The sequence below is a fragment of the Modestobacter sp. Leaf380 genome (assembly GCF_001424485.1).
In the GTDB taxonomy this organism is placed as follows: domain Bacteria; phylum Actinomycetota; class Actinomycetes; order Mycobacteriales; family Geodermatophilaceae; genus Klenkia.
Genome location: NZ_LMQC01000009.1, coordinates 15,356 through 39,580, shown reverse-complemented (window position 1 = coordinate 39,580; position 24,225 = coordinate 15,356). Strand labels below are relative to the sequence as shown.

At 74.7% G+C, this 24,225-nt stretch carries 25 protein-coding genes; 8 read left to right on the top strand and 17 right to left on the bottom strand.

What is annotated here, in order from left to right:
* Window positions 1-58: 58 nt before the first annotated feature.
* Entirely contained in the window at window positions 59-979 is a 921-nt protein-coding gene (locus ASG41_RS24610; RefSeq protein ID WP_056292007.1) for a DUF4253 domain-containing protein, read from the top strand.
* Here the strand turns inward: ASG41_RS24610 and ASG41_RS25405 are convergent.
* From ASG41_RS25405 to ASG41_RS07290, 9 genes are read right to left on the bottom strand one after another with little or no spacing between them, the layout of a single operon-like run.
* Window positions 874-1,257, bottom strand: coding sequence for a type II toxin-antitoxin system VapC family toxin (locus ASG41_RS25405; protein WP_082556682.1), 384 nt, complete (start codon window positions 1,255-1,257; stop codon window positions 874-876). The genes ASG41_RS24610 and ASG41_RS25405 overlap by 106 nt on opposite strands.
* Window positions 1,254-1,475: a hypothetical protein gene (locus ASG41_RS07325; protein WP_056292005.1), complete on the bottom strand. Its 222-nt coding sequence runs from the start codon at window positions 1,473-1,475 to the stop codon at window positions 1,254-1,256. The genes ASG41_RS25405 and ASG41_RS07325 overlap by 4 nt, the downstream gene beginning before the upstream one ends.
* A gap of 38 nt (window positions 1,476-1,513) precedes the next feature.
* Entirely contained in the window at window positions 1,514-1,999 is a 486-nt protein-coding gene (locus ASG41_RS07320) for a hypothetical protein (RefSeq protein ID WP_056292002.1), read from the bottom strand.
* Window positions 2,000-2,003: 4 nt separating this feature from the next.
* Window positions 2,004-3,212 carry a TIGR02679 family protein gene (locus tag ASG41_RS07315; RefSeq protein ID WP_056292001.1) on the bottom strand — a complete coding sequence of 403 codons (1,209 nt, stop codon included), beginning with the start codon at window positions 3,210-3,212 and terminating at the stop codon, window positions 2,004-2,006.
* On the bottom strand, window positions 3,209-7,309 hold the full coding sequence (locus tag ASG41_RS07310; protein ID WP_056291998.1) for an SbcC/MukB-like Walker B domain-containing protein: 4,101 nt from the start codon (window positions 7,307-7,309) through the stop codon (window positions 3,209-3,211). Before ASG41_RS07310 ends, ASG41_RS07315 begins: the two co-directional genes overlap by 4 nt.
* The gene (locus tag ASG41_RS07305; RefSeq protein WP_056291991.1) at window positions 7,306-8,529 is read right to left on the bottom strand and encodes a TIGR02678 family protein; all 1,224 of its coding nucleotides are present in this window, start codon (window positions 8,527-8,529) and stop codon (window positions 7,306-7,308) included. Before ASG41_RS07305 ends, ASG41_RS07310 begins: the two co-directional genes overlap by 4 nt.
* Window positions 8,526-10,016, bottom strand: a complete 1,491-nt coding sequence (locus tag ASG41_RS07300; protein WP_056291988.1) for a DUF2397 domain-containing protein — start codon at window positions 10,014-10,016, stop codon at window positions 8,526-8,528. Before ASG41_RS07300 ends, ASG41_RS07305 begins: the two co-directional genes overlap by 4 nt.
* Window positions 10,013-10,261: a hypothetical protein gene (locus tag ASG41_RS07295; RefSeq protein WP_056291985.1), complete on the bottom strand. Its 249-nt coding sequence runs from the start codon at window positions 10,259-10,261 to the stop codon at window positions 10,013-10,015. The genes ASG41_RS07300 and ASG41_RS07295 overlap by 4 nt, the downstream gene beginning before the upstream one ends.
* A complete protein-coding gene (locus ASG41_RS07290) occupies window positions 10,258-10,488 on the bottom strand; it encodes a hypothetical protein (RefSeq protein ID WP_056291982.1) in 231 nt (76 codons plus the stop codon). The genes ASG41_RS07295 and ASG41_RS07290 overlap by 4 nt, the downstream gene beginning before the upstream one ends.
* Before the next feature lie 129 nt (window positions 10,489-10,617).
* On the opposite strand from ASG41_RS07290, the gene ASG41_RS07285 reads away from it, so the two are divergent.
* Together ASG41_RS07285 and ASG41_RS07280 are read left to right on the top strand one after the other, a co-directional pair.
* Window positions 10,618-10,905 (top strand): hypothetical protein, encoded by a 288-nt coding sequence (locus ASG41_RS07285; RefSeq protein WP_056291979.1) that lies wholly within the window; start codon window positions 10,618-10,620, stop codon window positions 10,903-10,905.
* 184 nt (window positions 10,906-11,089) lie between these two features.
* A complete protein-coding gene (locus ASG41_RS07280; protein WP_157519151.1) occupies window positions 11,090-11,407 on the top strand; it encodes a hypothetical protein in 318 nt (105 codons plus the stop codon).
* Here ASG41_RS07280 and ASG41_RS07275 read toward each other — a convergent pair whose 3' ends face one another.
* The gene (locus ASG41_RS07275; RefSeq protein ID WP_056291970.1) at window positions 11,408-13,153 is read right to left on the bottom strand and encodes a DUF429 domain-containing protein; all 1,746 of its coding nucleotides are present in this window, start codon (window positions 13,151-13,153) and stop codon (window positions 11,408-11,410) included. It abuts the gene before it with no gap.
* 121 nt (window positions 13,154-13,274) lie between these two features.
* Here ASG41_RS07275 and ASG41_RS07270 point away from each other — a divergent pair, with 121 nt between their 5' ends.
* Entirely contained in the window at window positions 13,275-14,249 is a 975-nt protein-coding gene (locus ASG41_RS07270; RefSeq protein ID WP_056291968.1) for a matrixin family metalloprotease, read from the top strand.
* Window positions 14,250-14,256: 7 nt separating this feature from the next.
* Here ASG41_RS07270 and ASG41_RS07265 read toward each other — a convergent pair whose 3' ends face one another.
* The 4 genes from ASG41_RS07265 to ASG41_RS24605 all read right to left on the bottom strand — a co-directional run bounded on the left by ASG41_RS07265 (window position 14,257) and on the right by ASG41_RS24605 (window position 17,110).
* Entirely contained in the window at window positions 14,257-14,691 is a 435-nt protein-coding gene (locus ASG41_RS07265; RefSeq protein WP_056291965.1) for a VOC family protein, read from the bottom strand.
* Window positions 14,692-14,707: 16 nt separating this feature from the next.
* Window positions 14,708-15,040 (bottom strand): VOC family protein, encoded by a 333-nt coding sequence (locus ASG41_RS07260; protein ID WP_056291962.1) that lies wholly within the window; start codon window positions 15,038-15,040, stop codon window positions 14,708-14,710.
* A 54-nt stretch (window positions 15,041-15,094) separates the two neighbouring features.
* A complete protein-coding gene (locus ASG41_RS07255) occupies window positions 15,095-15,757 on the bottom strand; it encodes a hypothetical protein (RefSeq protein ID WP_157519147.1) in 663 nt (220 codons plus the stop codon).
* 96 nt (window positions 15,758-15,853) lie between these two features.
* Window positions 15,854-17,110, bottom strand: coding sequence for a helix-turn-helix transcriptional regulator (locus ASG41_RS24605; protein WP_235564606.1), 1,257 nt, complete (start codon window positions 17,108-17,110; stop codon window positions 15,854-15,856).
* A 158-nt stretch (window positions 17,111-17,268) separates the two neighbouring features.
* Here ASG41_RS24605 and ASG41_RS07245 point away from each other — a divergent pair, with 158 nt between their 5' ends.
* Together ASG41_RS07245 and ASG41_RS25060 are read left to right on the top strand one after the other, a co-directional pair.
* Window positions 17,269-18,198, top strand: a complete 930-nt coding sequence (locus tag ASG41_RS07245; RefSeq protein WP_082556686.1) for a DUF1524 domain-containing protein — start codon at window positions 17,269-17,271, stop codon at window positions 18,196-18,198.
* Window positions 18,199-18,278: 80 nt separating this feature from the next.
* Window positions 18,279-18,413 (top strand): hypothetical protein, encoded by a 135-nt coding sequence (locus ASG41_RS25060; protein ID WP_255352968.1) that lies wholly within the window; start codon window positions 18,279-18,281, stop codon window positions 18,411-18,413.
* Window positions 18,414-18,458: 45 nt separating this feature from the next.
* On the opposite strand, the gene ASG41_RS07240 is transcribed toward ASG41_RS25060, so the two are convergent.
* On the bottom strand, window positions 18,459-18,911 hold the full coding sequence (locus tag ASG41_RS07240; protein ID WP_056291956.1) for a hypothetical protein: 453 nt from the start codon (window positions 18,909-18,911) through the stop codon (window positions 18,459-18,461).
* Between the two features lie 9 nt (window positions 18,912-18,920).
* Window positions 18,921-19,469, bottom strand: coding sequence for a tetratricopeptide repeat protein (locus tag ASG41_RS22860; RefSeq protein WP_056291953.1), 549 nt, complete (start codon window positions 19,467-19,469; stop codon window positions 18,921-18,923).
* Window positions 19,470-19,554: 85 nt separating this feature from the next.
* Here ASG41_RS22860 and ASG41_RS07230 point away from each other — a divergent pair, with 85 nt between their 5' ends.
* Both ASG41_RS07230 and ASG41_RS07225 read left to right on the top strand, forming a co-directional pair.
* Window positions 19,555-22,284, top strand: coding sequence for a glucosidase (locus tag ASG41_RS07230; RefSeq protein WP_200938773.1), 2,730 nt, complete (start codon window positions 19,555-19,557; stop codon window positions 22,282-22,284).
* 124 nt (window positions 22,285-22,408) lie between these two features.
* Window positions 22,409-23,416, top strand: coding sequence for an LLM class flavin-dependent oxidoreductase (locus ASG41_RS07225; protein ID WP_056291947.1), 1,008 nt, complete (start codon window positions 22,409-22,411; stop codon window positions 23,414-23,416).
* Here ASG41_RS07225 and ASG41_RS07220 read toward each other — a convergent pair whose 3' ends face one another.
* Window positions 23,417-24,214, bottom strand: coding sequence for an alpha/beta fold hydrolase (locus tag ASG41_RS07220; RefSeq protein WP_082556680.1), 798 nt, complete (start codon window positions 24,212-24,214; stop codon window positions 23,417-23,419).
* Window positions 24,215-24,225: the final 11 nt, after the last annotated feature.

The window sequence follows — 24,225 nt, the reverse complement described above, 5'->3', positions numbered from 1 at the left end:
CGACGGCGTGTGGCGTCCGTTCGGGTTCCGGGCCCCGCGCATGCGCCAGGATCAGGCGGTGCGCTTCTCCCGCCGCTCCCGCCCGCAGCCCCAGCTCGCGCCGTTGCCGCCCGCGGGGCCGCTGGAGCTGATCGGGCTCGCGGTCCCGCCCGGCCGTCCCGTCGTCGCCGACTTCGGCCGCGGGCCCACCCCGACCGCGTTGTGGGCCACCGACGAGGACGTCCCGCACATCCGGGGGCTCTGGCCGCGGTTCGCCGCCGCGCACGCCACCACCGGGCTCTGGCCGCTGGTGCTCACCGGCAACCCCGGGCAGCCCGAGCGGCCCTGGGCGATCGGCGAGCTGGACCCGGTGCCCGTCTCGGCCGTGGACGCCGTCGACCCCGCAGCCCTGCTGGCCCGGGCCTGGCAGGAGCAGTTCACCGCCGGCGACCCGCAGCTGGCGCCCTTCCAGACCGGCTTCCCCGGCCTGCAGCCGGCGCCGCCGGAGGGGCCGCGGGTGCTGTCCACGCCCACCGTCCTCGGCGAGGGCGCCCGGCTCGGGCTGGTCAGCTGCTCCCGCCCGGCCGACGCGGTCGCCCTCACCGGCTGGGTGGGCGCGATCAACGCCCGCAGCGCCGCCGAGGTCTCCGCAGTGCTGCGCAGCTGGGAGGACCGCTACGGCGCCGTCGTCGCCGGGCTGTCCTCCGACGTCCTCACCGGCTCGTGCCCACCCCGCCGACCGGCGCGGCCGCCGAGCGGGCCGCCGCCGAGATCGTGGCGCTGTGCCCCGACGTGCTGTGGCAGTCCGGGTTGGACAGCGTCCGCGCGGTCGCCGAGCAGCTCGCCGTCCGGCCGCAGTGGGACCTCTGGTTCGACTGACGAGCTGCCCGGGACTCAGTTCGGGACGACCGTCACCGGGCAGCGAGCGGCTCCGGCCCGCGCCAGTCGACGGTCGGCCGTCACCAGCGGACAGCCGAGCGACTCGGCGAGGGCCACGTAGCTCGCGTCGTACGCCGTGACGCTGTCCCGGAGCTCCCACACGCGGCCCAGCAGTGGGTGGACCGAGTGGCGGACCAGGCCCAGCCGTGACCACGTCCGGACGGCCGCCTCAGCCTGGGGACCCTCCAGCTGCCCGGACAGCAGGAGCCTCCGCAGGGTGTGGACGACCTCGACATCTGCCAGGTGGGGGACGTGCACCTGCTCGGATGCGACAGCGGCCCGCGCCGGTCCGGACCGGAGCAGCGCAGCCAGACCAGCAGATGCGTCGAGGACGATCACCGGTCGGCTCGGCCGGCGTCCACCTGGTCCAGCACGGCCTCCATCCCCACACCGGTGTCGGGCAGGGCGTCGAGGAGCTCGGCGTTGTCGGCTCGTCGGGACACCTGCTCCAACTCCCGCAGTGCCACTGCGCTGACCGAGGACCGCTCGACCGCGGCAATGCGCTCGAGGCGGGCGAGGACCTCGACGGGGACGTTGCGCAGGTACAGCGTCGGCATGTGGCCATCGTCCACTGCAGTGTCGCACTCTGCAAGCATCACCGGCTCCACGACTGCCGAGGCAGGACCGAGAACAATCGGCGGCCGTCGCTGACCGACAGGCTGCAGTCCAGCCCGTCGCGCCCCCGCACCACGGAGTCGACGGCTGCCGCCCACGCGGCGTCCTCGGGGGAGAGGCCCGCTGGACCACGCCGCTCGAGGCACATCGCCAGGTGCAGACCGGCGGCCGGGACTCCCTCGGATTCGGCGACGACGTCGTGGATCCGCACCAGGCCGTCTATGGCCTGCCGATCCGGTTCGGCCGGCATGTCCTCCACCGGGATCAGCATCGGGACCGAGGTCCCGTCGGCACGCAGCCAGCTCAGGAAGAGCGTGCGTCTCGTCGGCACGCCGTCCGTACCGAGCAGCGTGCGCCAGCGCTCGGTCAACTCGGGGTCGGTGGTGACAGGGGTGGTGGGCAGCGGCGGAGTCGACACACCGGGGAGCCTGCCGGGAGGCCGGCTCTTCGCGATGATCTTGTCCACAGGTTCAGAGAACCAGGTCGGACAGGAGCTCCTCCAGCACGGCTTCCTCGTGGACGGCACTGCCCTGCGACTGCATCGCCTCTGCCAGCCCGGGGTCCCACGGGGTGGGGGTCCGGCGTCCGGTGAGCGGCACGCCGAGAGCGGGTGCAACGTCCAGGTAGTCGGCAGCCCCGAACCGCCAGGGCGCGGCGCCCAGCGCGAACACCCGGCCGGCGATCGCCACCCCCGGCCAGTCGAAGTCCCCGTGGTACCGGACGACGGCCCCCGCGGAGGCCAGCCCCTGCACCAGCAGCGCCGCTGCAGCGGACGGGTTGCCCTGCAGACAGACCAACGCGCCGGGCAGGCGACGGTCGGCGGCGGCCTGGAGCACCTGGGGGTTCTCGCACGCGTGCACCACATGGCCCGGCAGCGCCCACGGGCCCGGTGCGGTGCGCAGCTCCCGCACGGTCACGTGGGTCGGCAGCCCCAGGTCGGCCCGCTCCCGCATCGTCACTGCCCATCGGTCCTTCGAGGGAGGACGCCAGTTGAGCACCAGCACCGTCCCCGAGACGTCGTCGACGGCCACCCCGACCGATGCCCACAGCCGGGACCGGGCGTCGGCCTGGCCGGGCGGTGGCTGTCCACTCCGCGCGGCCAGTCCGCGCAGGGCCACCGCACCTGCTCGCCGGCCCGGGTCCAGCCCGTGGGCGTCGCCGGTGACCGCGGCCGCGAGCTCGCCCAACGTCCGCGGCCGGGGATCGGCGAGGACGGTGGCGACCGCCGACACCGCGGCCTGCAGCGACGCCGGCGACGACCCGAGCAAGCCGGTGGTCCGGAGCCCCGCCGTCCAGTCAACGACCCAGGGCTCCGCGGGCAGTCCCGCGGCCACGAGTGACTCGGCCCAGACCCCGCCTGCTGCGATCCTGGCCGTCTCGGCCGCACGCCGCTCGGCGGGCCGGTCCCGCAGTGGGCCGTGCAGGACGACGGTGGCCTCGACCAGGGACACCGCGGCGGGAGAGGCACGCAGCGCGGCATCCAGATCGGCGAGACCGATCCTCCACCGCCCCACCTGCGGACGTCGTCCGAGCAGCCCACCGAGCAGGTCCGCAGCGACCCCGTCCACCTGCACCGTGACCGCACCGGAGGGCTGCAGCCCGGTCGTCTCGAGTTGACGCCGCACGGCACGCCACACACCGGCCAGCGCCGCGTCCCCAAGCTCGTCGAGCAGGCTCACCCGAACACGTGCCTGCTCGTACCGTCCCAGTGCACCCGGGTGGTGATCGCCGACGTTCCCTCGGCTCGGCGTACCTCGTAGACGTCGAGCGCAGGCACCCCGGGCCCGAAGCCCCAGAGCGCGTGGCCGGTCATCACGAAGTCCAGGTCCAGCCTGACCAGCTGGGCCATCAGCTCCCCGATCGTCGGCTCGTCCACCTTGGCGAACGCGTCGTCGAGCAGGATCAGCCGCAGTGCCTCCGGGTCGGGGAGCCCGGTGAAGAACGCGTCGGCGGCCGCGAACAGCGCCAGGTAGCTGACGACCCGCGTCTCGCCCTGGGACAGGCGGGCCCGGCGGCTGATCTTGCGGCGTTCGTCCTTGCCGGGCCCCAGGATGTAGACCTCGACGGTGTGCCAGGAGCGGTGGTCCAGGGCCGCCCGGAGCGCGGTCGCGTACCCCTGCGCAGGGTCCCCGCGCAGCTCCTCCTCGACCCGGCCACGCAGCAGCGTGGTCAGCTCGGCGTTGGCGTCCACGGACCGGGCCGAGGCGCGGGTCAGCACCAGCTCCTCGATCCGTGCGGCCGAGCCGGCGGCGTCCTCGGCCAACGGCCAACGGATCTCCACCCCGATCCCGTGGCTGGTCCGGATGCCGGCCAGCCGGTCGTTCATCCGGTCGACCTGCTCGAGTGACCACAGCAGCTGCTGTCGGAGCTCGTCGGCGACGGTGCCCAGCACGAAGGTGGTGAAGACCCGCTGCTCCTTCTCGGTGAGCGCGGCCCGGCCGAGGTCTCGGCGGCGGACCAGTTCGGCGACGGCGCCCGGCAGCGAGCGCCGGCCGGCGGCCTCGCCGATCTCCACGAGGTTCACCCCGTCCGCCACCGAGGGGAGCAGGTCGTAGTCCCCGGGGTCACGCCGGCGGTTCAACTCCAGCAGCGCCTTCTGGTAGCCGTCGGGGTCGCGGTCGGGCACCGGGTCGGGGAGCCCTGCGGTCAGGACGTCGACCAGAGGGCCGGCGGTCGGCAGCTCGGACAGCCCGGCGGCTTCAGCGAGCCCGGGCAACTCGGCCCGGTGGCGCAACCGGTCCTCGGCCGTCGCAGCAGCCGTCCGGGTCGCCGTGGCGGAGACGGCGGCGTTCTCGGCGTCCCGGCGCGCGCTGCTCGCCGCCTGGGCGGTGTCCAGTCGTTCCGCGTCGGCAGCGGTGTGTGCTGCCCGAGCTCGTCCGACCTCCCGCTCGGCCGCCGCGAGCTCGGCGCGGGCCGCGTCGGCGTCCAGTCCCGCGACCAGCTCGGCTGCCGCCAGCTCGGTGGCGGCCTCGTGCCAGCGGGACCGGTCCTGCTCGGCGCCGGTCTCGGCCGCCACCCGGTGCGCCCGCGCCGTCTGCACAACCGACTGGTCTGCCCTCACCCGGCGCACGGCACGGGCGAGGTCACCCAGGGCAGCACTCACGTTCTCGGCCGCGGTGACCGTGTCCCCCGCGCGGTCGCGGGCCGCCGCCAGACGGTCGTCGTCGGCCGGCAGGCCCAGTCGGCCGCATGCCTCGGTGTGGCGGAGGTGGTCCACGTCCCACGCCGAGCGCGATCCCGTCGCCACCTGGGACAGGCGCACGGTCTCGGCGGCCTCACGCGCGAGGTCGGCGTCCGCGCTGCGCCGCCGGGTGCCGGCCTCGCGCAGCGCCGTCGTCCGGGGGGCTGTGCGGACGTACCGGCGCAGCGCCTCGGTGCGGTCCGCGGCCTCGCTCAGTCCGGCGGCGACGGTCGCTGTCTCCGCCGCGACCTCGCGGAGCTCGGTCTCCAGCAGGGCCAACTGCTCGGCCCGGTGCCGGGCCCGGGCGGTCGTCCCGATGTGCCGGGCGTGCGGGACGTCGTGGCGCCCGGTGAGCGAGCCGAGCCGGAAGCTGCCGTCGACGTCCACCCAACACGATCCCGAGCGGTCCGCCCACCCGATCCGGTCCAGCACGTCGGTCACCTGGCCGGCGGGCAGGCCACCATCGGGATCGGGGACCAGCACCGTCGACAGCGGATGCTGGGCGCGTGGGCTGGAGGCGTCCACCAGGAGCTCACCGACCGAGGGACCGGTCGCGCCCGCGGCGCCCACCGCGGCAGTGAGCAGGCCGGCCCCGATCAGTGCGGCCTCGATGCCGGCGTGCTGTTCCGGGTCGACGTCGGGCGCGAAGTCCACCGCCCGCCACAGCGGGGTGCCCGCCGCCGCGGTGACCCAGCCCAGCGCCGTGGGGTCCGGGTCCTGCTCGGCCACCAACCGGTCCCGTCGGGAGCCGAGGTCCGCGGCCCGGTCGAGCAGGATCGTCTTTCGTCGCCGCAGGTCGGCTCGCTGGGTGGACAGTCGTTCGGCGGCATCGGCCGCAGCGTCCTGTGCGGCGCCGTCCAACTCGTCCAGGACCGTGGCCCCCAGAGCCGCGGTGTCTGGAACGACGGTGTCGACGTCGTCAGGTGCCGCTGCACCCAGCCACCCGCCGACCGTCCCCGACCACTCCACGTCGCCCAGGTGCTCCGTGGTGTCCGGCGAGCGGGCCCAGCGCAGCCACTGCCCGCGCAGGTCCCCACCGGCCGCGCTCTCCGTGCCGACGGCGGCCTCCCGCCGAACGCGGGCCGCCTGCTCGCGTTCGGCGGCCTGGTCGCGTCTGTTCTCCGCGGTCAGCACTGCTCGTTCCGCGTCGCGGAGCCGACGGTGCTCGACGAGCCGCCCTTCCAGCTGGTGGCGGCGGTCCCGTGCCGCCTGACGGACGGCCCCGGCGGTGGTCCGCCAGGCCTCCAGGTCGGCATCGCCGAGGTCCAGGTCGACCATCGCGGGTCGAGCGAGTGGCTCCGCGTCCCGGTCCGGCCGCAGCCGGACGGCATCCACGGCACCGGCCAGCTCGACCCGGCGCAGCGGCACCTCGGAGGGCAGCGGGTCCGGGACGCCGGCCACGCCTGCCTTCTCGGCGAGTGCCGTGAGCTGACCGCTGGCCCGGGCGCCCGCGGCCTCCGCGTCGTCGACGGCGCCCGCGACCCGCGTCGCGGCCTGCTCCTCCCCGGCCCGGGCGTCCCACGCCCGGTCGGCCGCGCCGTCCGCAGACGTGCGGAGTGCGGTGACCGTGCGGGCACGCTCCAGCAGGTCCTGCCGCTCGGCGGACTGCCGCAGCCCGGCCAGGGTGGCCTGCACCTCGGCCAGCTGTTCGGTGCACTGGGCGTAGCGGGCAGCTCCCTGGGCAGCGGCCTCCTCGGCGGTGGTCAGTGCCACCCGGGCAGTGGCTTCGGCCCGGTCGGCCCGGCCCCGATCGCGGACGGCGGACCGGGCCTGCGCCGTCGCTGCGCCGAGCTCACCCTGCGCATACCGCCGATAGGAGGCCAGGAAGGTCTCCAGGTCCGCGACGCTGCGTTCCAGCCGCTCCTGCAGGGCGCGCGTCTCGGAGATCTCGTCGAGCTTGGCGCCGGCGGCATCCAGCGTGGCCTGGGAGAGCGGCGGCAGGGCATCGGAGAGCAGGGCCGGCAGCCGGCCCTCGTCGATCCGGTTGCCGACGTCGGGTGAGCGCAGCGTGTGCAGCAGCTGGGTCAGTCCCTCGAACCGCTCCTCGGCCCGGGCGTCGACCAGACCGAAGACCAGGCTGCGGACCTTCTCCCGGTGCGTGTCGGCGGAATCGGTGACCTGCTCCGGGCCGAGCTGACGGGTGAGGTCCTCCCGGCGCAGGGCCTGCCGCTGGCCGTCCAGCAGGTGCAGGTCGTGCCCGACCCGGTGGTCGGTGGTGAACCAGTGCACCTTCACGGTGCCGGTCGCGGCGGACCACTTGAGGTGGGCGCCCAGGGTGAGGAACCGGACGGGGACGCCCGTCCCGTCACCGTGGGCGAGCTCCACCCAGAGGTACCCGACCCGGTTGCCGACCTCCCGGCCACCGACGCGCATCAACCGGTCCAGGCTGACCGACCCGGAGCCGCTGGAGTCCATCCGCCGCCGGTCGGCGTCCAGCAGGAAGGGGAGCAACAGCTCCAGGGCGCGCGACTTGCCGGAGCCGTTGGTGCCGCGCAGCACCATGCGCCCCCCGGAGAGCACGAACTCGGCGTCCCAGTAGTGCCAGACGTTCTGGATGCCGGCGCGGTGCAGCCGCCAGCGGTTCGAGTCGCTCACTGCGGGTCCTCCAGGTCGAACAGGCCGGCATCGGGCTCGGGCTCGGGGTCGGGTGCGCGCCGGGTGGCCCGGTGGTGGGTCACCTCGGTGCGGTACCGGGCGGCGACGGCGTGCACGAGGACGCCGTCCGCCGAGGGTGTGGTCAGCGACAGCGAGGTGAGCAGGTCGAGCACCTCCCCGCGCAGTCGCAGCGGGTCCTCGCGCAACCGCTGCTGCCACCCCCGGCCGTAGCGGGTCAGCAGGACACCCAGGCAGTCGTCGACGGCGGACCAGGACACCAGCACCGACGACGGGTGAGCGCCGGTGGCGTCCCGCGCGTCGGGGTCGGGGAGGTGGTCGATCGCCAGGTGCTCGACCAGCAGCAGCGCGGCCTGTCGGACCGTGCCCGTGCCCGGGAAGGTCACGTCGGACAGCGAGGCGTCCGGGTCGTGGGCGAGCACGCCCTCGGCGCGGGTCTCCAGCACCAGACCGAATGCCTCGTCCAGCTGCCGGGCCAGCACGGGACGCTCGCGGGAGAGGACGTCGGCGGTCTCCGCGTCCAGGTCCGAACGCAGCACGACCGGGTTCTCGGACAGCAGCCGGCGCAGCCGCCGGCGCGGCTGGTGGTCCTCGGCAGGCGCCAGCAGGGCGTCGACGTCGGCCCCGGCCGGCAGCGGCCGGTTGAGCAGGTACGGGAGCAGCGGGCGGTGCACGGTGAGCAGCGCCTCCTCGCGGTGTTCTGCCCAGCCTGCCGTGCTGCCGTCGGTCTCGGACAGCACGCCCCAGCGGACCAGCAGGTCCAGCGCCGCGACCAGAGACCGGCGCTCGGTGAGGCTGTCGGGGAGCTCCAGACCCAACCCCGCAGCGTCGGCCCGCACCTGCTCGATGAGGGTGGACACCAGGACCTGCTCGCCGGCCGAGGGAGCGAGCAGGGCTGCGGTCACCAGGCACAGGTGCACGTACGTGCGGGCGGCGAAGGGTGCGCCGTCGGCGCGACGGGCCGGGCGGACCGGCATGCCGGCCTCCGGCGGGGTCTTCAGCAGCCGCGCGAAGGTCGATTCGACGACGAGGGTGTACCCCAGCTGAGAGCCGAACAGGGTGCGCAGCGCCGGGGCGTGCCGGCGGACCAGGCGCATGACCTCCGGTTGCTGGGCAGTGGTCAGCACCGGGGTCAGCAGCAGCGCACGGGCCGCCGTCCGGCGCTCGGCCGCATCGTGCGCAGAGGTGGTCACGGCGCTCACGGGGTCGCCTCCCCGACGAGGGGCCGCGCGCTCAGGGTCAGCCCGTGCACCGTCGTCCGGCCGTCCGTGGACTCGACGACGGTCTCCCCGCCGGGCTCCACCAGCAGGACCAGTCCCAGGTCGGAGTCGGTACGTGTGGCCGGGCCGACCAGGAGCTGGTCGACGGCGATCACCGCGGCCAACTGGTCCAGCACCAGGTCCCGGGCCGCCGGGGACAGCCGCGCGCCGTGCAGGCGTCCCGCGGCTGCGAGCTCGGTGGCGGCCGCCCGCAGCGCCGCGGCTTCCGCCGCTGCCTCGGCGAGCAACCGGACCCGGTCCAGTCCGGGGTCGGGGACCCGTGCCGACCGGCCCCGGGCGGTCCGGTCACCCTGCTCCCGCACGGACACCGGGACGTCGACCGGGGGCGCGTCCCACCAGGACGTCGACGGCGGCGTGCGACCGTCGTCGTCTTCCAGCCCCAGCGCCAGGTGTCGCGCAGGAGCTGCGCCGAACGTCGCGGCCCACAGCCGGTGGGCAGTGTCGTCGTCGACCCCGTCGGTGGCGAAGACCGCGGCCAGCCGGAGGAGGTCGTCGCGGCGGGAGAGCCCGGTCCCGGCCGAGGAGACCATGCGTTTGGCGTTGGTCAGCAGCTGGCCCAGGGCCTGCTCGGCAGCCGCGCGCAGGCGTTCGGGACCCGACCGTGCGCCGGTGAACCACTCCGCGAACTCGGTCCAGTCGCGCTCGGTGCGCCCGGGTAGCCGCTCGACCGCGGCGGCCCCTCCGGAGAGCCCGGGCAGCGCCGCCAGCTGGCCCAGGACCGCCGGTAGGTGCGGAGCGAGCCCGGTCAGCCGTTCGCCGACGAGCGGGGCGTGTCGTCCGACGTCGGACCCCAGCAACCCCACGTAGTCCAACAGCACGCCCTTGAACGTGGCGTACTCGTCCCCGGCCAGGTCGTACCGGCTGAGCACGGTGGCGAGGTAGGCGTAGAAGTCGGCCAGGCTGTCCAGGAAGACCCGCTGGTTGCTGAACAGGGTCGTGACCTCGGCGGCCAGCCGTTCGGGGTCCGTGGGATCGGCCACCGCCAGCTCGCGGATGAGCAGCAGCCGGTCGGCGGTCCCGGCGAGCAGTTCGCGGGCCACCTCGCGGGCACCCTCGGAGGTGGCCAGCAGTTCCTCCACCTGGCGGTGCACCCGGCCGCCCAGCTTGGAGATCTGGTACCGGGTGCGGGCACGCTGCCAGTCCGCGATCGTCCGCACCCGGGCGTCCCGGACCGACCGGATCAGGTTCCCCCAGCCCACCAGGGAGTCACACCGGTCCTCGACGGTGTCGACGTCCAGGTGGATGCCGGACTGCTCTCGCAGCCGCTCGGCGATCTCGGACGCGGACAGGTCGATGAGCAGTCCTGAGCTGAAGAGCCGCATCACGGCCAGGTAGTCGGCCGTGTGCTCGGTGTCGCTCACGTACCGGAAGAGCCTGAGCCGGTCGGTGGCTGCTGCGGGATCGTTCATGCCCCGGTGCCCACGATCGACAGGCCCTCGCGCCGCCAGGCCGTGAGCAGTTCCCGATCACCGGTGGCGGCGGCGAGCTCCGCGTCGGCGACCGACACCGGCCCCGCGCAGTGCACCGCACCACGGCCCCGCAGCCCGTGCCGCAGGGACGCCGTCGCCGACTCCCCGAGGCGTCGGCACAGCGGTGAGGACGCCTCGCACACCAGCAGGGGGACCAGAGCGGACGTGTCCAGGTACGGGTTCACCGCCGGTCGGACGGCGCGATCTCGGAGAGCGCGACACCGCCGTCGACAGGGTCCGCGGCCGGCGTCTTCGTCCGGACCGGTGGCTGCACGATGCCCTCGGCGACCAGACGTTCCAGCGCCGTCGGCCGGTCGACCGGGGTGCCGTGGTCGGTCACGGTGATGGTCTGGCCGGCCCGGACCTCCGCGTTGCGCCTGCTGGGCCCGTCCCGGGGCTCGCGGATCCCCATGCTCGTCACTCGCAGCCCCCTGTGCCCACCATGGAGATGTCGAACGTAGCCACCGATGGATGCCGTGTCTCCCACTCGGAGAGGTGAGCCCGGCTCAACCCGGACCACCCCGGCGCCGACACCGACGCCATGGACCCACGCGCGTACCCCGCCCCGCACCGGGTGGTGCTCTGGGGCATCGTCGCGCCGCTGCTCGTGGGCGCCACCGTGCCCGAGCTCGGCGGCGTCGCGCTGCTGTGGCTCGTCATCGGCATGGCCACCTTCGTGGTGTCCGGCCTCAGCCGGGCGGTGCGCGCCGCCGACCCGGGTGACGACGACGTCGTCCCGGCTGTGGTCCCCGACCGCGGTCCCCGCCGTCGGACGCACACGCTGGAGGACCCGAACGTCGCTGCGGCCCGCGCCGGCAGCTGGGGCTGAGGCGCCGGCGCGCCGTCGGTCCGTGAGTGCGCGCCGAGGCGCCGCTGGGGCTGCGGTACGCGGCCCGGGCGCGCACCGGTGACCGCTGCGCGCGGCCACGCGGGTCTCGACGCGGATGGGCTCGGCTGCAGGTCGGCGGGCCGGGTGTCTGGCGCTGCGGGCCCCGAGGTCCCAGGGTGTGCGCATGGGCAAGCTCATCGCCGTCGTCGTCCTGGTCGTCGTGCTGGCCATCGTCTTCCGCGCCTGGCAGCAACGGCAGAAGGCCACCCCACCGGCGCGCCGGGGCTCCGGAGCCGCTGACGCCGGCACCGGCGGTGCGGTCGGCTACACGGGGTACAGCGACCCCGTCCCGGACCGGGGCCACGGCGGGCACGGCGGACACCACGGGCACGACGGCGGGTACGACGGCGGTGCCGGCAGCGACGGCGGTGCCGGCAGTGACGGCGGCGGAGGAGGCGGCTCCGACGGCGGTGGCGGAGGCGGTGGCGGCGGCTCCGACTGATCAGCCGCCCGGCGCGACCAGCTTCGCCAACCGGGCCCGCAGCGCCGCCGAGCGGTGCGCGTTGCCGTGCAGCTCCACGTACCGCTGGCCGAACCCGGCCAGCAGGGCGTCGTCGAGCCGGCGGACCGCACCCGGCGGGTACTTGTAGCCCATCCGGGCCGCGATCGAGGAGTCGTCCTCCGCGGCGCGCAGCACGTCGCCCAGCTCCACCAGCGAGGTGACGCCCAGCTCCAGCAGCAGCCCGGATATCCAGTCGTAGTGGTCCGGGCGCGACCAGTCGGCGTCGGCGTACTGCCCGGCCAGGAAGGCGGCCAGCTCGCGCGGGGCGATCCGCGGGTCGTCGGGGTCGACGTCGTCGTCCTCGGCGGCGGGCACCGGGGCACGCAGCCGCTCGCGGATCGCGGTGAACTCCTGGTCGGCCAGCTCCAGCAGCCCGGCGGCCAGGGTGAACCGGCGGTCGAACTCCGAGGCGTGCTCGGCGGGCACCGTGCCCTTGTAGCGGATGTCGTGCTCGAACTCGGCCCACGCGTGCTGCAGCACCGTGCGCACCTGGACCTGCACGCGGCGGTCGCGCAGCGCCGGCCACTCCTCGGCGCGCGCCGGGTCCACCGCGATCTGGAGGTGCCGGCTGGCGTAGCCGAACCGGCCCTCCCGCGCCGTCTGCGAGCCCAGGTCGCGGTCGTCGAGGACCACCACCTGGTCGCCCAGCAGCTCCGCGACCACCACGACGTCGGACTGCACGTAGGTGATCACCCGGACCCCGATGGCGTCGCCGATCTCGGCCAGCGGGTCGGAGTACAGCCGCACCCCGTCGACCTCGCGCACCGCCTTCTCCGCGAACGAGGCCACCGTCTTGGCCCGGCCAGTCACCGACAGGTAGTTGATGCCGGCCTCGTCGAGCAGGCTGCTCACCAGGGCCAGTGCCGCCTCGGCCGCCGTCACGGTCTCGGGCCAGGAGTCCGCGTAGGCCTGGATCGCCTGCTGCACCGGGTCCAGCACGGGTGCCGGGGCCTTCGCCAGCGGCGTGAGGTCCGAGGGGAGCGTGGGGGTCACGATCGCCCCCGTCGTCGCGTCCCCGTAGGTGGTGACGTCGTCCGGACGGCGGACCGCGATCCACCCCACGTAGGCGCAGACGACCGCGTCGACCTGGTCTTCCACCACCCGCAGCTGGGACTTCTTGGTCGCGGCCACCACCTGCGCGCGCAGGTCGGCGAACAGCGGCCCCAGGGTCAGCTCGGCGACCGCGGACAGGTGGTCCATCAGCACCAGCAGCTCGGCCTGCAGCTGCGGGAACTCCCGACCCGGCTTGTTCTTGTACTTCAGGGTCTTGCCCAGCCGGAACAGCGCGACGGTCGCCGCGTGCGGGTAGACCTCGATGCCGCGCCGCTCCCGGCCCGAGCGGGGGTCCAGGTCCAGCCGCAGCCGCTTGCCCAGCCGGCCGCCGCGGGTGTCGCCGTCGGTGAACTCCGGCTTGCCCTGGTTCGTCGGGTGCGCCCCGGCCTGGAACTTCGCGAAGTCCAGGTTCAGCGCCTTCTCCGCGCCCCGGTTGCCGGTCGCGTTGGTCACCAGCAGCGGGGCGTCGATCGCCACGATGCAGGGGCCGGCGGTGAACGGGGCGAGGGCGGCCTCGATCTGCTCGTCGGTGCGGACGGCGGAGACGTGCACCAGCGCCCCGGCGTCGTCGAGCACCGCCAGGCCGGTCGGTGACTTGAGTCCCCAGGCGAGGTCGATCCCGATGTGCTGCACGGGGGACAGCCTGCCCTGCCGGTCCGACAGACCCGTGCGAGCGGCCCGCGCTGCGTGTTCCGGGCCCCACCGACGGCGGGCCAGGCACACTGAGTCCTCTGCACCACGAGGACGGGGACACGTGAGCGAGCCGGACGAGACCGCACCGATCCACCGGGTGTCGCCGTCGGGACGTGTGCCGCAGTGGGTGCTCGACGAGGCCGCCGGCCGCGAACCGGTCGGCGTCACCGGGCGGGACTGGTTCGTGGAGGAGCCGCCGCCCCCGCCGCGCAAGCGCCGCCGGGGCCGGGTCGTCCTCGGTCTGGTCACGCTGGCCGCCGTCGTCGCCGGGGTCGTGTACCTGCCCGAGCTGGCCGACCGCAGTCCCGAGATCCCGCAGGCCGCCGCCGAGGTGCCGGCCGTCGTCGCGGCGCCCAGCGGGTTCCCGACCCCCGGCGTCGGCGCCTCCGGCCAGCCGCTGGGCACCCCGCCGCCGGCCCCCGAGGACCCCGGCGCGTTCGGGTTCATCGAGCTGCAGGCCGACGGCACCAGCCCGGTCGCCTACGACCCGTGCCGCCCGGTCGACGTCGTCCTCAGCCTGGACGGCGCGCCGGAGGGCGCGGAGGCCATGGTCACCGACGCCCTGGCCCGGCTGTCGGAGGTCACCGGCCTGCAGTTCGACTACGAGGGCACCACCGCCGAGGTGCCCGTCGAGGGCCGCGGCGTCTTCCAGCCCGACGTCTACGGCGACCGGTGGGCACCGGTGCTCATCGGCTGGCGCACCCCGGATCAGCAGCCCGCCCTCGCCGGTCAGGTCGCGGGTCTCGGCGGCAGCGCGTGGGCCTCGCCGTCGGTCGACGGGACGAAGGTCTACGTCAGCGGCAACGTCACCCTGGACGGGCCCGAGTTCGCCGACCTGGTGACCTCCGAGCGCGGCTCGGAGGTCGCCCGGTCGATCCTGCTGCACGAGCTGGGCCACGTCGTCGGGCTGCAGCACGTCTGGGACACCGACCAGCTGATGTACGCCACCACCGACGGGTCGGTCCTCGACTTCGCCGACGGCGACCTGGCCGGGCTGGCCCGGCTCGGCGCGGGGGAGTGCGTCCCCGACCTCTGAGCCTGGGTCACTGCAGGCAGAACTCGTTGCCCTCCGGGTCGCGCAGCACCACCCAGTAGCCCCCGGGCTCCGCGCCCGGGCCGACGAGCTCCGCGCCCAGCTCGACCAGCTCCGCGGCCCGCGCGTCGACCCGGCGCTGCCGTTCCTCCAGCGGGACGCCGCGGCCACCGCCGACGGTGACGTCCAGGTGCACCCGGTTCTTCGCCGCCTTGCCCTCGGGGACCTTCTGGAACAGCAGGCGTGCGCCGACGCCGTCCGGGTCCACGACCGACCAGGCCGAGTCCCACTGGGACTCCGGCACGCCCACCGAGGTCAGGAACGCCGGCCACGACTCGTGCCCGTCGGGCGGGGGCTGGTCGACGTACCCCAGCACCGCACCCCAGAAGCGCCCCAGCCGCAACGGGTCCTCGGCGTCGAAGGTCACCTGGAAGGCGTTGGCCATCTCTCGTCCTCTCTGGTCACGGACCGGTCAGCACGACGCGGTTGCCGTCGGGGTCGCTCAGCTGCAGCAGTCGGGACGACGTCGCCCGGGTCGGTCCGCCGTGCTCGACGCCCGCCGCGGTGAGCGTCGCGGCGAGGGCGTCCAGGTCGTCGACGGCCAGCGTCACGCCGGAGCGGCCGGCCCGGTCGGGCTCGGTGAACACCTGCACGCCACCGGAGTCCAGGTGCCACTCGAGCAGGCCCGCCATCGGGCGGGCGTCGGGGGCGCGGCCGAGGAGCGCGGCGTACCAGTCCTCGGCGCGGGCCAGGTCGGTGACGACGAGGCTGGCCAGGGCGTGCGTGACGGTCATCGGGGCCTCCTGCGGGGTGGGCGTTGCGGGTAGGACTGCCGTGTGCGGCCGGACTCATCGGCGGACCCGCGACCCGGCCCAGCCGATCCCGGCCAGCACCACCAGCTGCAGCAGGTAACCCAGTGCCGCGAGCGGCAGCACCTGGGACACCACGATGCCCACGATCCCCGCGACCGGTGCCCAGCGCGGTGTGGTCCGGGACAGCAACACCCCGACCAGCCCGACGAGGCCGCCGACGCCGATGGCGACCTGTGAACCGACGATCGCCGGGGCCAGCAGGTCCAGCCGGCCGTTGAGCGTGCTCACCCACGCCCGTCCCTCGGCCTCGCCGAACAGGGTGGGGTCGACGGCGTGCGCGAAGGGCAGCGCCTCTGCCGTGATCGCCAGGGAGAAGACAGTCCCGCCGAGGCCGACCAGCAGTGCGCCGGCCAGCGTCAGAGCGGACCCGTGGCCACGGCCGAGCAGCACCAGGAAGACCGCCGTCGACACGAACGACACCAGGTAGCCCGGCCCGCCCAGGTACAGGTTCAGCGGCCAGTAGGCGCCGTCCATCGCGATCAGGTCGTCGTAGCGCAGTGAGCCGTCGAAGGGCGGTTCGGTCAGCGTGAACACCAGTCGCGCCACCAGGGAGAGCACGAGCAGGCCGAAGAGGACCAGCAGCGCGGCCGGGGGACGACGGTGGACGGTGGTCGGGGGAGTCAGGACGCTCGCGGACACGGGGGCCTCCAGGGGCACGTCGGGACGGGGTGTCCACCGTCGCCAGCGCCGCCTCCCGACGCATCGGCCTCAGCACCTATTCCGCGAACACCCTGCTCAGCGTCCCGTGGACAACCAGATGCGCGCGGCCTGCACCCGCCGGTTGCCGGCGCCGTCCGGGCGCAGGTCGAGCTTGGTGAACACCGAACGCAGGTGCGCGTCGACGGTCCGCTCGGAGATCACCAGGGCCGCGGCGATGCCCGCGTTGCTCGCACCCTCGGCGAGCAGCCCGAGCACCTCGCTCTCCCGCGGGGTCAGCCCGGGCACCTGGACCGGCCCCGCATCCGGCTCGTCCGCGGGCTGGGCCGCCGGTTCCGGCAGCCGGGTGAGGGCACCGGCGAGCCGGTCCGCGACGGCCCACGCGACGCCTGCGCACACCAGCGTCACGACGGCGACGACGAGCGCGGTCGCCGTCGGACCCAGGGCGACCGCCGGTGCCGCGAGCAGCGTGCCGACCCCGAGCACCACCAGCACGGCCGACCCCAGCCCGGTCGCCCGGACCACCAGCAGCAGGGTGCGGGCCGGCACGTCGGGACGGCGGGCGAGCACCGCGCACCCGCAGGCGAACGCGCAGCCGCCGGCCAGCGCGACGAGGAAGGCGATCGACCCGAGCTCCGGGTCGATCGCGCCCGGGTCCCGGGCCACGGCGAGCAGCAGGCAGAACACCACGGTCAGCGGCGCCGCCGACGCCCCGGCCGCCGCCACCCCGAACGCAGCCCGGGACGGCCCCGTCGACGACCTGGCGGCCCGGCCCAGCCGCACCGGGAGCAGCAGCAGGGCCGCCAGGCCGGCCACCGTCAGCGCATCCCCGACCGGGGCCAGCGCGCTGCGCCACGCCTCGGGCGCCACCGTCGGCAGCCCGGCGAACGGGTCGCCGGCCGAGGTCAGCAGCACGGCGGCCAGCACCGCCGCGGCCAGCACAGCGGTCAGCAGCCGGGCGTCCCATGCAGCACCGGCGCGACGGCGCACCGCAGCGGCCACGGTCAGCTGCGCGGCGCCCAGCGGCGGGATCCATGCGGCGTTCCAGACGGCGACGGCGAACGCACCGCCACCGGAGCGCGCTGCGAGCACCGCCCACACCGAGGCAGCCAGGTAGAGCACCAGCCAGCCGGCCAACCCCGCGGCCGCCCGAGAGCCGACCGAGGCAGCGGCCACCGCGGCAGCGCCCAGCGCGAGCACCCCGACCGGGGCGGTAGCGAACCCACCGTCGCCGGCCGCGTGCAGCGCCGTCGCCGACGCCACCCCGACGACGGCGGCCCCGGCCACCACCGGCCGGACCCCGAGGCGGCGGACCGCGCCCACGGCCGTCGTCACGGCTGGACCCCGGCAGCGAGCACGCCACGAGCGTGCTCGCCCCGCCGGCCGGCGGCAAGGGCCTGGTGGTGGACGCGGTCCGGTGCGTGTCGCGGCCGCACCCGGTCCGTCCGGCGACGCAGGATCGGACGTCCCCGTCCGCCCACCCCGGGAGTCCCATGCCGTCCCGCGGCCTGCTCGCCACCGCCGCCGCCCTCGTCGCGCTGACCACCGGCGGCTGTGCCGTCCTGGACCAGCCCGCCGCCGCGCAGGACACGACGGCGGCGCCCGACGCCTCGGCCGCCGTCCCGTCCGCCGCCGTCCCGCCGGTCGCTGTCAACGCCGCGCCCGGCAGCGCGCTCGCCGCGCTGGCGACCATCCCGGTGAAGGGCCGCGCGCCGCAGACCGGCTACGACCGCGACCGGTTCGGGGCCGGCTGGGTCGACACCGACCGCAACGGCTGCGACACCCGCAACGACGTGCTGGCCCGCGACCTGGTGGAGGAGACGTTCAAGCCCGGTACCCGGGACTGCGTCGTGCTCACCGGGACCCTGGCCGACCCCTACTCCGGCACCACGATCACCTTCACCCGCGGGGAGGGCACCAGCGAGCTGGTGCAGATCGACCACGTCGTCGCGCTGTCCAACGGCTGGCAGACCGGCGCGCAGGGCTGGGACGACGACACCCGCGCCGCGTTCGCCAACGACCCGCTCAACCTGCTCGCCGTCGACGGCCCGCTCAACCAGCAGAAGGGCGACGGCGACGCCGCCACCTGGCTGCCCCCGGACCGCGGCTACCGCTGCGACTACGTGGCCCGCCAGGTCGCGGTCAAGGCCGGGTACGGGCTCTGGACCACACAGCCCGAGCACGACGCGATGGCCCGGGTCCTGGGTGAGTGCCCCGACCAGCCGCTTCCCGGCTCGTCGACGGTCCCTCTCGACACCGGTGCCTCGGCTCCGGCTCCGGCTCCGCCTCCGAGTCCGGCTCCGGCGGGGGAGTACGCCGACTGCGCCGCCGTCCGGGCGGCCGGTGCGGCACCCCTGCGGGTCGGTGAGCCGGGCTACCGCACCGACATGGACGGCGACGGCGACGGCCTCGCCTGCGAGTGACCGGGAGGTGTCCGGCAGGTGGAGATGAGACGCCCGTTACTCTCGTCGGCCCACGGGAGACCACCGACTGAGGAGCAGGGATGGCGAAGACCGCGACCAAGAAGTCCGGCAAGAAGGCCGAGTCGAAGCTGAAGTCCAAGGCCAAGGAGGCCAAGGTGAAGCTGAAGGCGAAGAAGGCCAAGGCCAAGGCGAAGTCGAAGGCCAAGAAGAAGTAGTCGCCTCCGGCCCCGCCCGCAGCTGCGGGCGGGGCCGCGCTCGTCTCAGCCGGCCAGTGAGCGGAGCACGGCCTGTGCGGTCGCCGGCGGCAGGTCCATCGGGGCGTCGTCGCTGAGGCTGGGGACGACGTCCGCCGGCTCGGGGACGTGGCAGGCCAGGAACCAGGTCGCCGCGGCCGAGGCCTCGGTGGTCGAGAGGTCGTGCGGGGTCTCCCAGCGGTCCACCGACGGCGGGAAGTGCACCGCCACCTCCGGCGGGACGGTGATGCCGTTGACGCTCACGCCCCAGCCCGAGAACGACTTCCGCGTCGCCCGCATGTGCATGACCCCCACGTGCGGGGCGTTGCGCGCCGGCGGGGTGAGGAACAGCCACGCCTCGGCCTGGTGCGTCTCGCAGACCGTCATCGCGTCGCGCAGTCGGGCCTGGAACGGTGCCCAGGCCGCCGGCACCGGGGGCAGGTCGAGTGCGGCGCGGGGTGTGCGGCTGAAGAGGCCCATGCCCCCACGCTAGGGAGCGGGTTCCACCGGCGGCCGGTCCGGGGGCAGGCCCTGGGCGGCGCGCACCCGGGCCCGCGTGGTCAGCAGCAGCTCGGCCTCGCCGTCGACCACGTCGAAGTCCGTGGACAGCTCCAGGCGGGCCAGCCCGATCGCCGTCCAGCGCGCCGCCTGGGCCAGGTCGCCGGCGGTCTCGAAGACCCCGGCCATCGCCGAGCAGGTCGCGATCGGCGGCTTCGCCCGGCGCAGCTCGTCGGCCACCTCGCGGGCCTCCGCGGTCCGCTCGGAGGCCAGCAGCACCGCCGCCATGGAGCAGCGCGCGTCCGGCACGGTCGGGCCGGCCTCCAGCGCGCGCCGGAAGACGGCGAGTGCGGCGTCGGTGTCCCCGGCCAGGTCCAGGTGCCACCCGGCGTCGACGAGCAGCTCCGCGGGGGTGACCTCGTCGTCCGGGTGCGGGTCGGCGGCCCAGCCCAGCACGGTCTCGGCGAGCGCCCGGTGGCCCTCGGGGGAGTGGTGACCGCCGGCGGCCTCGACGTCGTCCTGGCTCAGTGGTCCACGCACACGCCGACAGTAGGCGGGGTGACCCTCGTCCCCTCCCGGCCAGGGGTCACCCGTTCTGTCACACGCGCGTGGCACGCTCCTCGCCGTGTCAGCCCGCGCACCGCACCCCAAACCCCGCCCGCTGGCCCCGCCGGGACCGCAGGACGCGGTCGAGCCGCGCAGCGCCGAGCACGCCCGGCTCGCCGAGTCCACCGACATGAACGCGCCGTGGCGCATGTGGGGCCCCTACCTGGCCGGCCGCCAGTGGGGCACCGTCCGCGAGGACTACTCCGAGGACGGCGACGCCTGGGCCGGCTTCCCCTTCGACCACGCCGTCGCCCGCGCCTACCGCTGGGGCGAGGACGGGCTGGGCGGGTTCTGCGACCGCTACGGGTTCCTCAACTTCTCCGTCGCGATGTGGAACGGCAAGGACCCGATCCTCAAGGAGCGGCTGTTCGGCCTGACCAACGACGAGGGCAACCACGGCGAGGACGCCAAGGAGCACTGGTGGGCCGTCGACGGCACCCCCACACACTCCTGGGTGCAGTGGCTCTACCGCTACCCGCAGGCCGAGTACCCCTACGCCAAGCTGCGCGAGGAGAACGAGAAGCGGTCCCGGATGGAGCGCGAGTACGAGCTGTCCGACACCGGCGTGCTCGACGAGGACCGCTTCTTCGACGTCCAGGTCACCTACGCCAAGGCAGCCCCGGACGACGTCTGCATCACCGTCACCGCCACCAACCACGGCCCGGACCCGGCGCCGCTGCACCTGCTGCCGCAGGTCTGGTTCCGCAACACCTGGTCCTGGGGCGGGGACAAGCGCCAGGGCCACCTGACCCAGCTGCTCGCGCCCACCCTGACGGCGTCCGGGCTGGAGGCCGTGGAGGCCGAGCACGGCTTCCTGGGCAGGTACGTCCTGGCAGCCGAGGGTTCCCCGAAGGTGCTGTGCTGCGACAACGAGACCGACTCGGTGCGGCTGTTCGGCGACCGGCGCAACGCCAGCAAGTACCCCAAGGACGGCATCAACCGCCGCGTCGTGCACGGCGACAAGTCCGCGATCAACCCCAGCGACTCGGGCACCAAGGCCGCGTTCTGGTACCAGTGGGACGCCGTCGCCCCCGGCGAGACGGTCACCGTCAAGCTGCGGCTGACCACCGAGGAGCCCGTCGACGGAATGTTCGACGGCGGCTTCGACGAGGTGATGACCTCCCGGCGCACCGAGGCCGACGACTTCTACCGCTCGGTCATCCACCCGGGGCTGTCCGCCGACGACACCCACGTCGCGCGCCGCGCCTACGCCGGGCTGCTGTGGACCAAGCAGCTGTACCGCTTCGACGTCTCCCAGTGGCTCGACGGCGACCCCGACGTCCCCGCGCCCGCCGGCCGGGCCGCCAAGGGGCGCCGCAACACGACCTGGCGGCACCTGGCCCTCGCCGACGTCATCTCGATGCCCGACGAGTGGGAGTACCCGTGGTTCGCCGCCTGGGACACCGCCTTCCACACCATCCCGCTGGCGCACGTCGACCCCGACTTCGCCAAGGAACAGCTCGTGCTGATGTGCCGTGAGTGGGCCATGCACCCCAACGGCCAGCTGCCGGCCTACGAGTGGGCCTTCGGCGACGTCAACCCGCCGGTGCACGCCTGGGCCGCCTGGCACGTCTACCGGATCGACGGCTACCGGGACCGCGAGTTCCTGGTCCGGGTGTTCACCAAGCTGCTGCTGAACTTCTCCTGGTGGGTCAACCGCAAGGACGCCGACGGCTCCAACGTCTTCGAGGGCGGCTTCCTCGGGATGGACAACATCGCGCTGTTCGACCGGTCCGCGCCACTGCCGCCGGGGTACCGGCTGGAGCAGTCCGACGCGACCAGCTGGATGGCGTTCTACTGCCAGCAGATGTTCAAGATCGCGCTGGAGCTGTCCCGCTACGACAAGGCGTGGGACGGCACCGCCACCAAGTTCCTCGAGCACTTCCTGTCCATCGCCGAGGCGATGAACGCGTTCGGCTCGCACGAGGTGTCGCTGTGGGACGAGGAGGACGGCTTCTTCTACGACGTCCTGGTCGCCCCCGACGGCACACCGCAGCCGATGCGGGTGCGTTCGATGGTCGGGCTGCTGCCGATCCTCGGGGTGACCGAGGTGCCGCACTGGATCACCCAGGAGGTCCCCGACGTCACCGAGCGGCTGCGCTGGCTGCAGCGCCGCCGTCCCGAGCTGGTGGCGCCGCTGCGCAGCCGGTCGGCGCCCGAGGGCCGCAAGATGATCCTGTCGCTGGTCGACCGGGACCGCCTCGAGCGGATCCTCACCCGGATGTTCGACACCGAGGAGTTCCTCTCGCCCTTCGGCATCCGGTCGCTGTCCAAGTCCACCGGTGAGGTCATCGCCCGGGTCGGTGGCCGGGACGCGCGCATCGAGTACGAGCCGGGGGAGTCCCGCACCGCGCTGTTCGGCGGCAACTCCAACTGGCGCGGCCCGGTCTGGTTCCCGGTGAACGTGCTGCTGGCGGACAAGCTGCGCACCCTGGGCCGGCACTACGGCGACTCGTTCACCATCGAGCTGCCCACCGGGTCGGGGAACCGCTGCACCCTCGTCGACGCCGCCGACCTCATCGACAACGGGCTCACCGCGCTCTTCCGCCCCGTCGACGGCAAGCGCCCCGCCGACGGTGACCGCATCGAGTCCTCGGACTCCCCGCTGTGGTCCCAGCACCCCACGTTCAGCGAGTTCTTCGACGGCGACACCGGCGAGGGCCTGGGCGCCACGCACCAGACCGGCTGGACCGCGCTGGTGGCACACCTGCTCAACCCGCGGCTGCCCCCGGACCCGCGCTGGTCCTGAGGCATCCTCCCGCCGTCCAGGCCGACTGCCGCGCTGCAGCGTGACAACGCGCCTGGACGGCGGGACCCTGCCCTCGTCGTCGCCCGGCGGGAAGCAGCCGGGCACCCCGGGGGTTGCCGGGGACGTGCCCACGTCTGACGCGCCCCTGGCCAAGCTCGGCTTCCTCACCATCGGCACCTTCGACGGTGCCGACCCGGCGCCGGGGATGGAGGCGCTGCTGACCCAGATCCAGCTGGGCGAGGAGCTCGGGTTCGACAGCGCGTGGCTGCGGCACCGGCACCTGCAGTACGGCGTCTCGAGCCCGGTGGCGATCATGGCCGCGGCGTCGCAGCGGACGTCGCGGATCGAGCTGGGCACCGCCGTCACCCCGCTGGCGTGGGAGAACCCGCTGCGGCTGGCCGAGGACCTCGCCACCGTCGACCTGCTGTCCGGTGGCCGGATCAACCCCGGCATCAGCGTGAGCCAGCCGATGCGCTGGGACGACGTCAAGGACGCGCTCTACCCCGACACCGCCGACGTCGAGGACTTCACCTACGGCCGGGTCAGCCGCTTCCTGGACATGGTGGGCGGTGAGTCGGTGACGACGGAGACCACCCAGGGCATCGAGGTGTTCTCCGGCCAGATCCAGCCGCACTCGCCCGGGCTGCGGGACCGGGTCTGGTACGGCGCGGGCAGCTTCCGGTCGGCGGCGTGGGCGGCCGAGCAGCGGCTGAACCTGCTGACCTCCAGCGTCCTCACCGGCGCGACCGACGCCGACTTCGCCGGGGTCCAGGGCGCGCAGATCGCCGCCTACCGGGAGGCCTTCCCCGAGGGCCGGGTGTCCCAGGGGCTCGTCGTCATCCCGACCGACTCGGCCACCCCGGCGCAGCGGGAGAAGTACGCGGCCTACGCCGCCGCCCGGCTGCCCCGCACCCGGGAGCCGCAGGGCCCGGGCAAGCTGCTCTTCGCCCCCGACATCGTGGGCACCAGCGAGCAGATCGCCGAGCAGCTGCACGCCCACGCCGGCTTCCAGCAGGTCACCGAGGTGGCCTTCGCGCTGCCGTTCAGCTTCGAGCACGAGGACTACGTGCAGATCCTCACCGACATGGCCGGCCGGCTGGGCCCGGCGCTGGGCTGGTCGCCCACAGCCTGACTACAGCAGCGACCGCAGCACCGCGGCGAAGGCCACCGGGTCACCGCCCTGGTCGGGGTGGAAGCCGCCGTGCCCACCGGGGAACACCTCCAGCGGCACCCCCAGCTCGGCGGCCACCGCCCGGGAGGTCCGGCCGGTCAGGGCCTCCCCGGACCACGCGCCGACCCCGACCCGCACCCGCTCGGTGGGCAGCGCCGCCGCGTCGACGCGGTGGGTGGGCACCGTCTCGATGCCCAGCACCATCCGGGTCATCGACCGCTGGTCGGCCTCCGACGGCGGGGCGGGCGGGGCGGCGTCGGGGGACGGCGCGGGCGGGGTGAAGCCGGCGACCACCATGAACGCACCCATCGCCGGGATGAGCCCCTGCTCCCGGTAGGTCGCCGCGACCCCGGCCAGCTGCTCGCGGACGGCGGCCGCGTCGGGCAGGTACCCGGTCAGCGGGGGCTCGTGCGCGACCACCGTCCGCACCCGCCCGGGGTGCCGGGAGGCCAGCACCAGCGCGGTGATCCCGCCGCCGCTGGAGCCGAAGACGTCGACCGGCTCGGACGTCACGGCCGCGATCACCCGGGACAGGTCGTCGGCCAGCACCTCGGGGTCCGGTGCCTGGGTGGGGTCGGCCATGGTGCTCTCCCCGGTGCCGCGCGGGTCGTGCAGCACGACCGTCCGGTCGGGGAACTGTGCGGCGAGGGCGTCGAACCCGCCGGAGGGCATCGGGTGGCCGATCATCACCAGCACGGGCCCGGTGCCCCGCACCTCGTAGCTCAACGTCGCGCCGGGTGCGTCCAGGGTCTGCGTCATGCCCGGGAGAC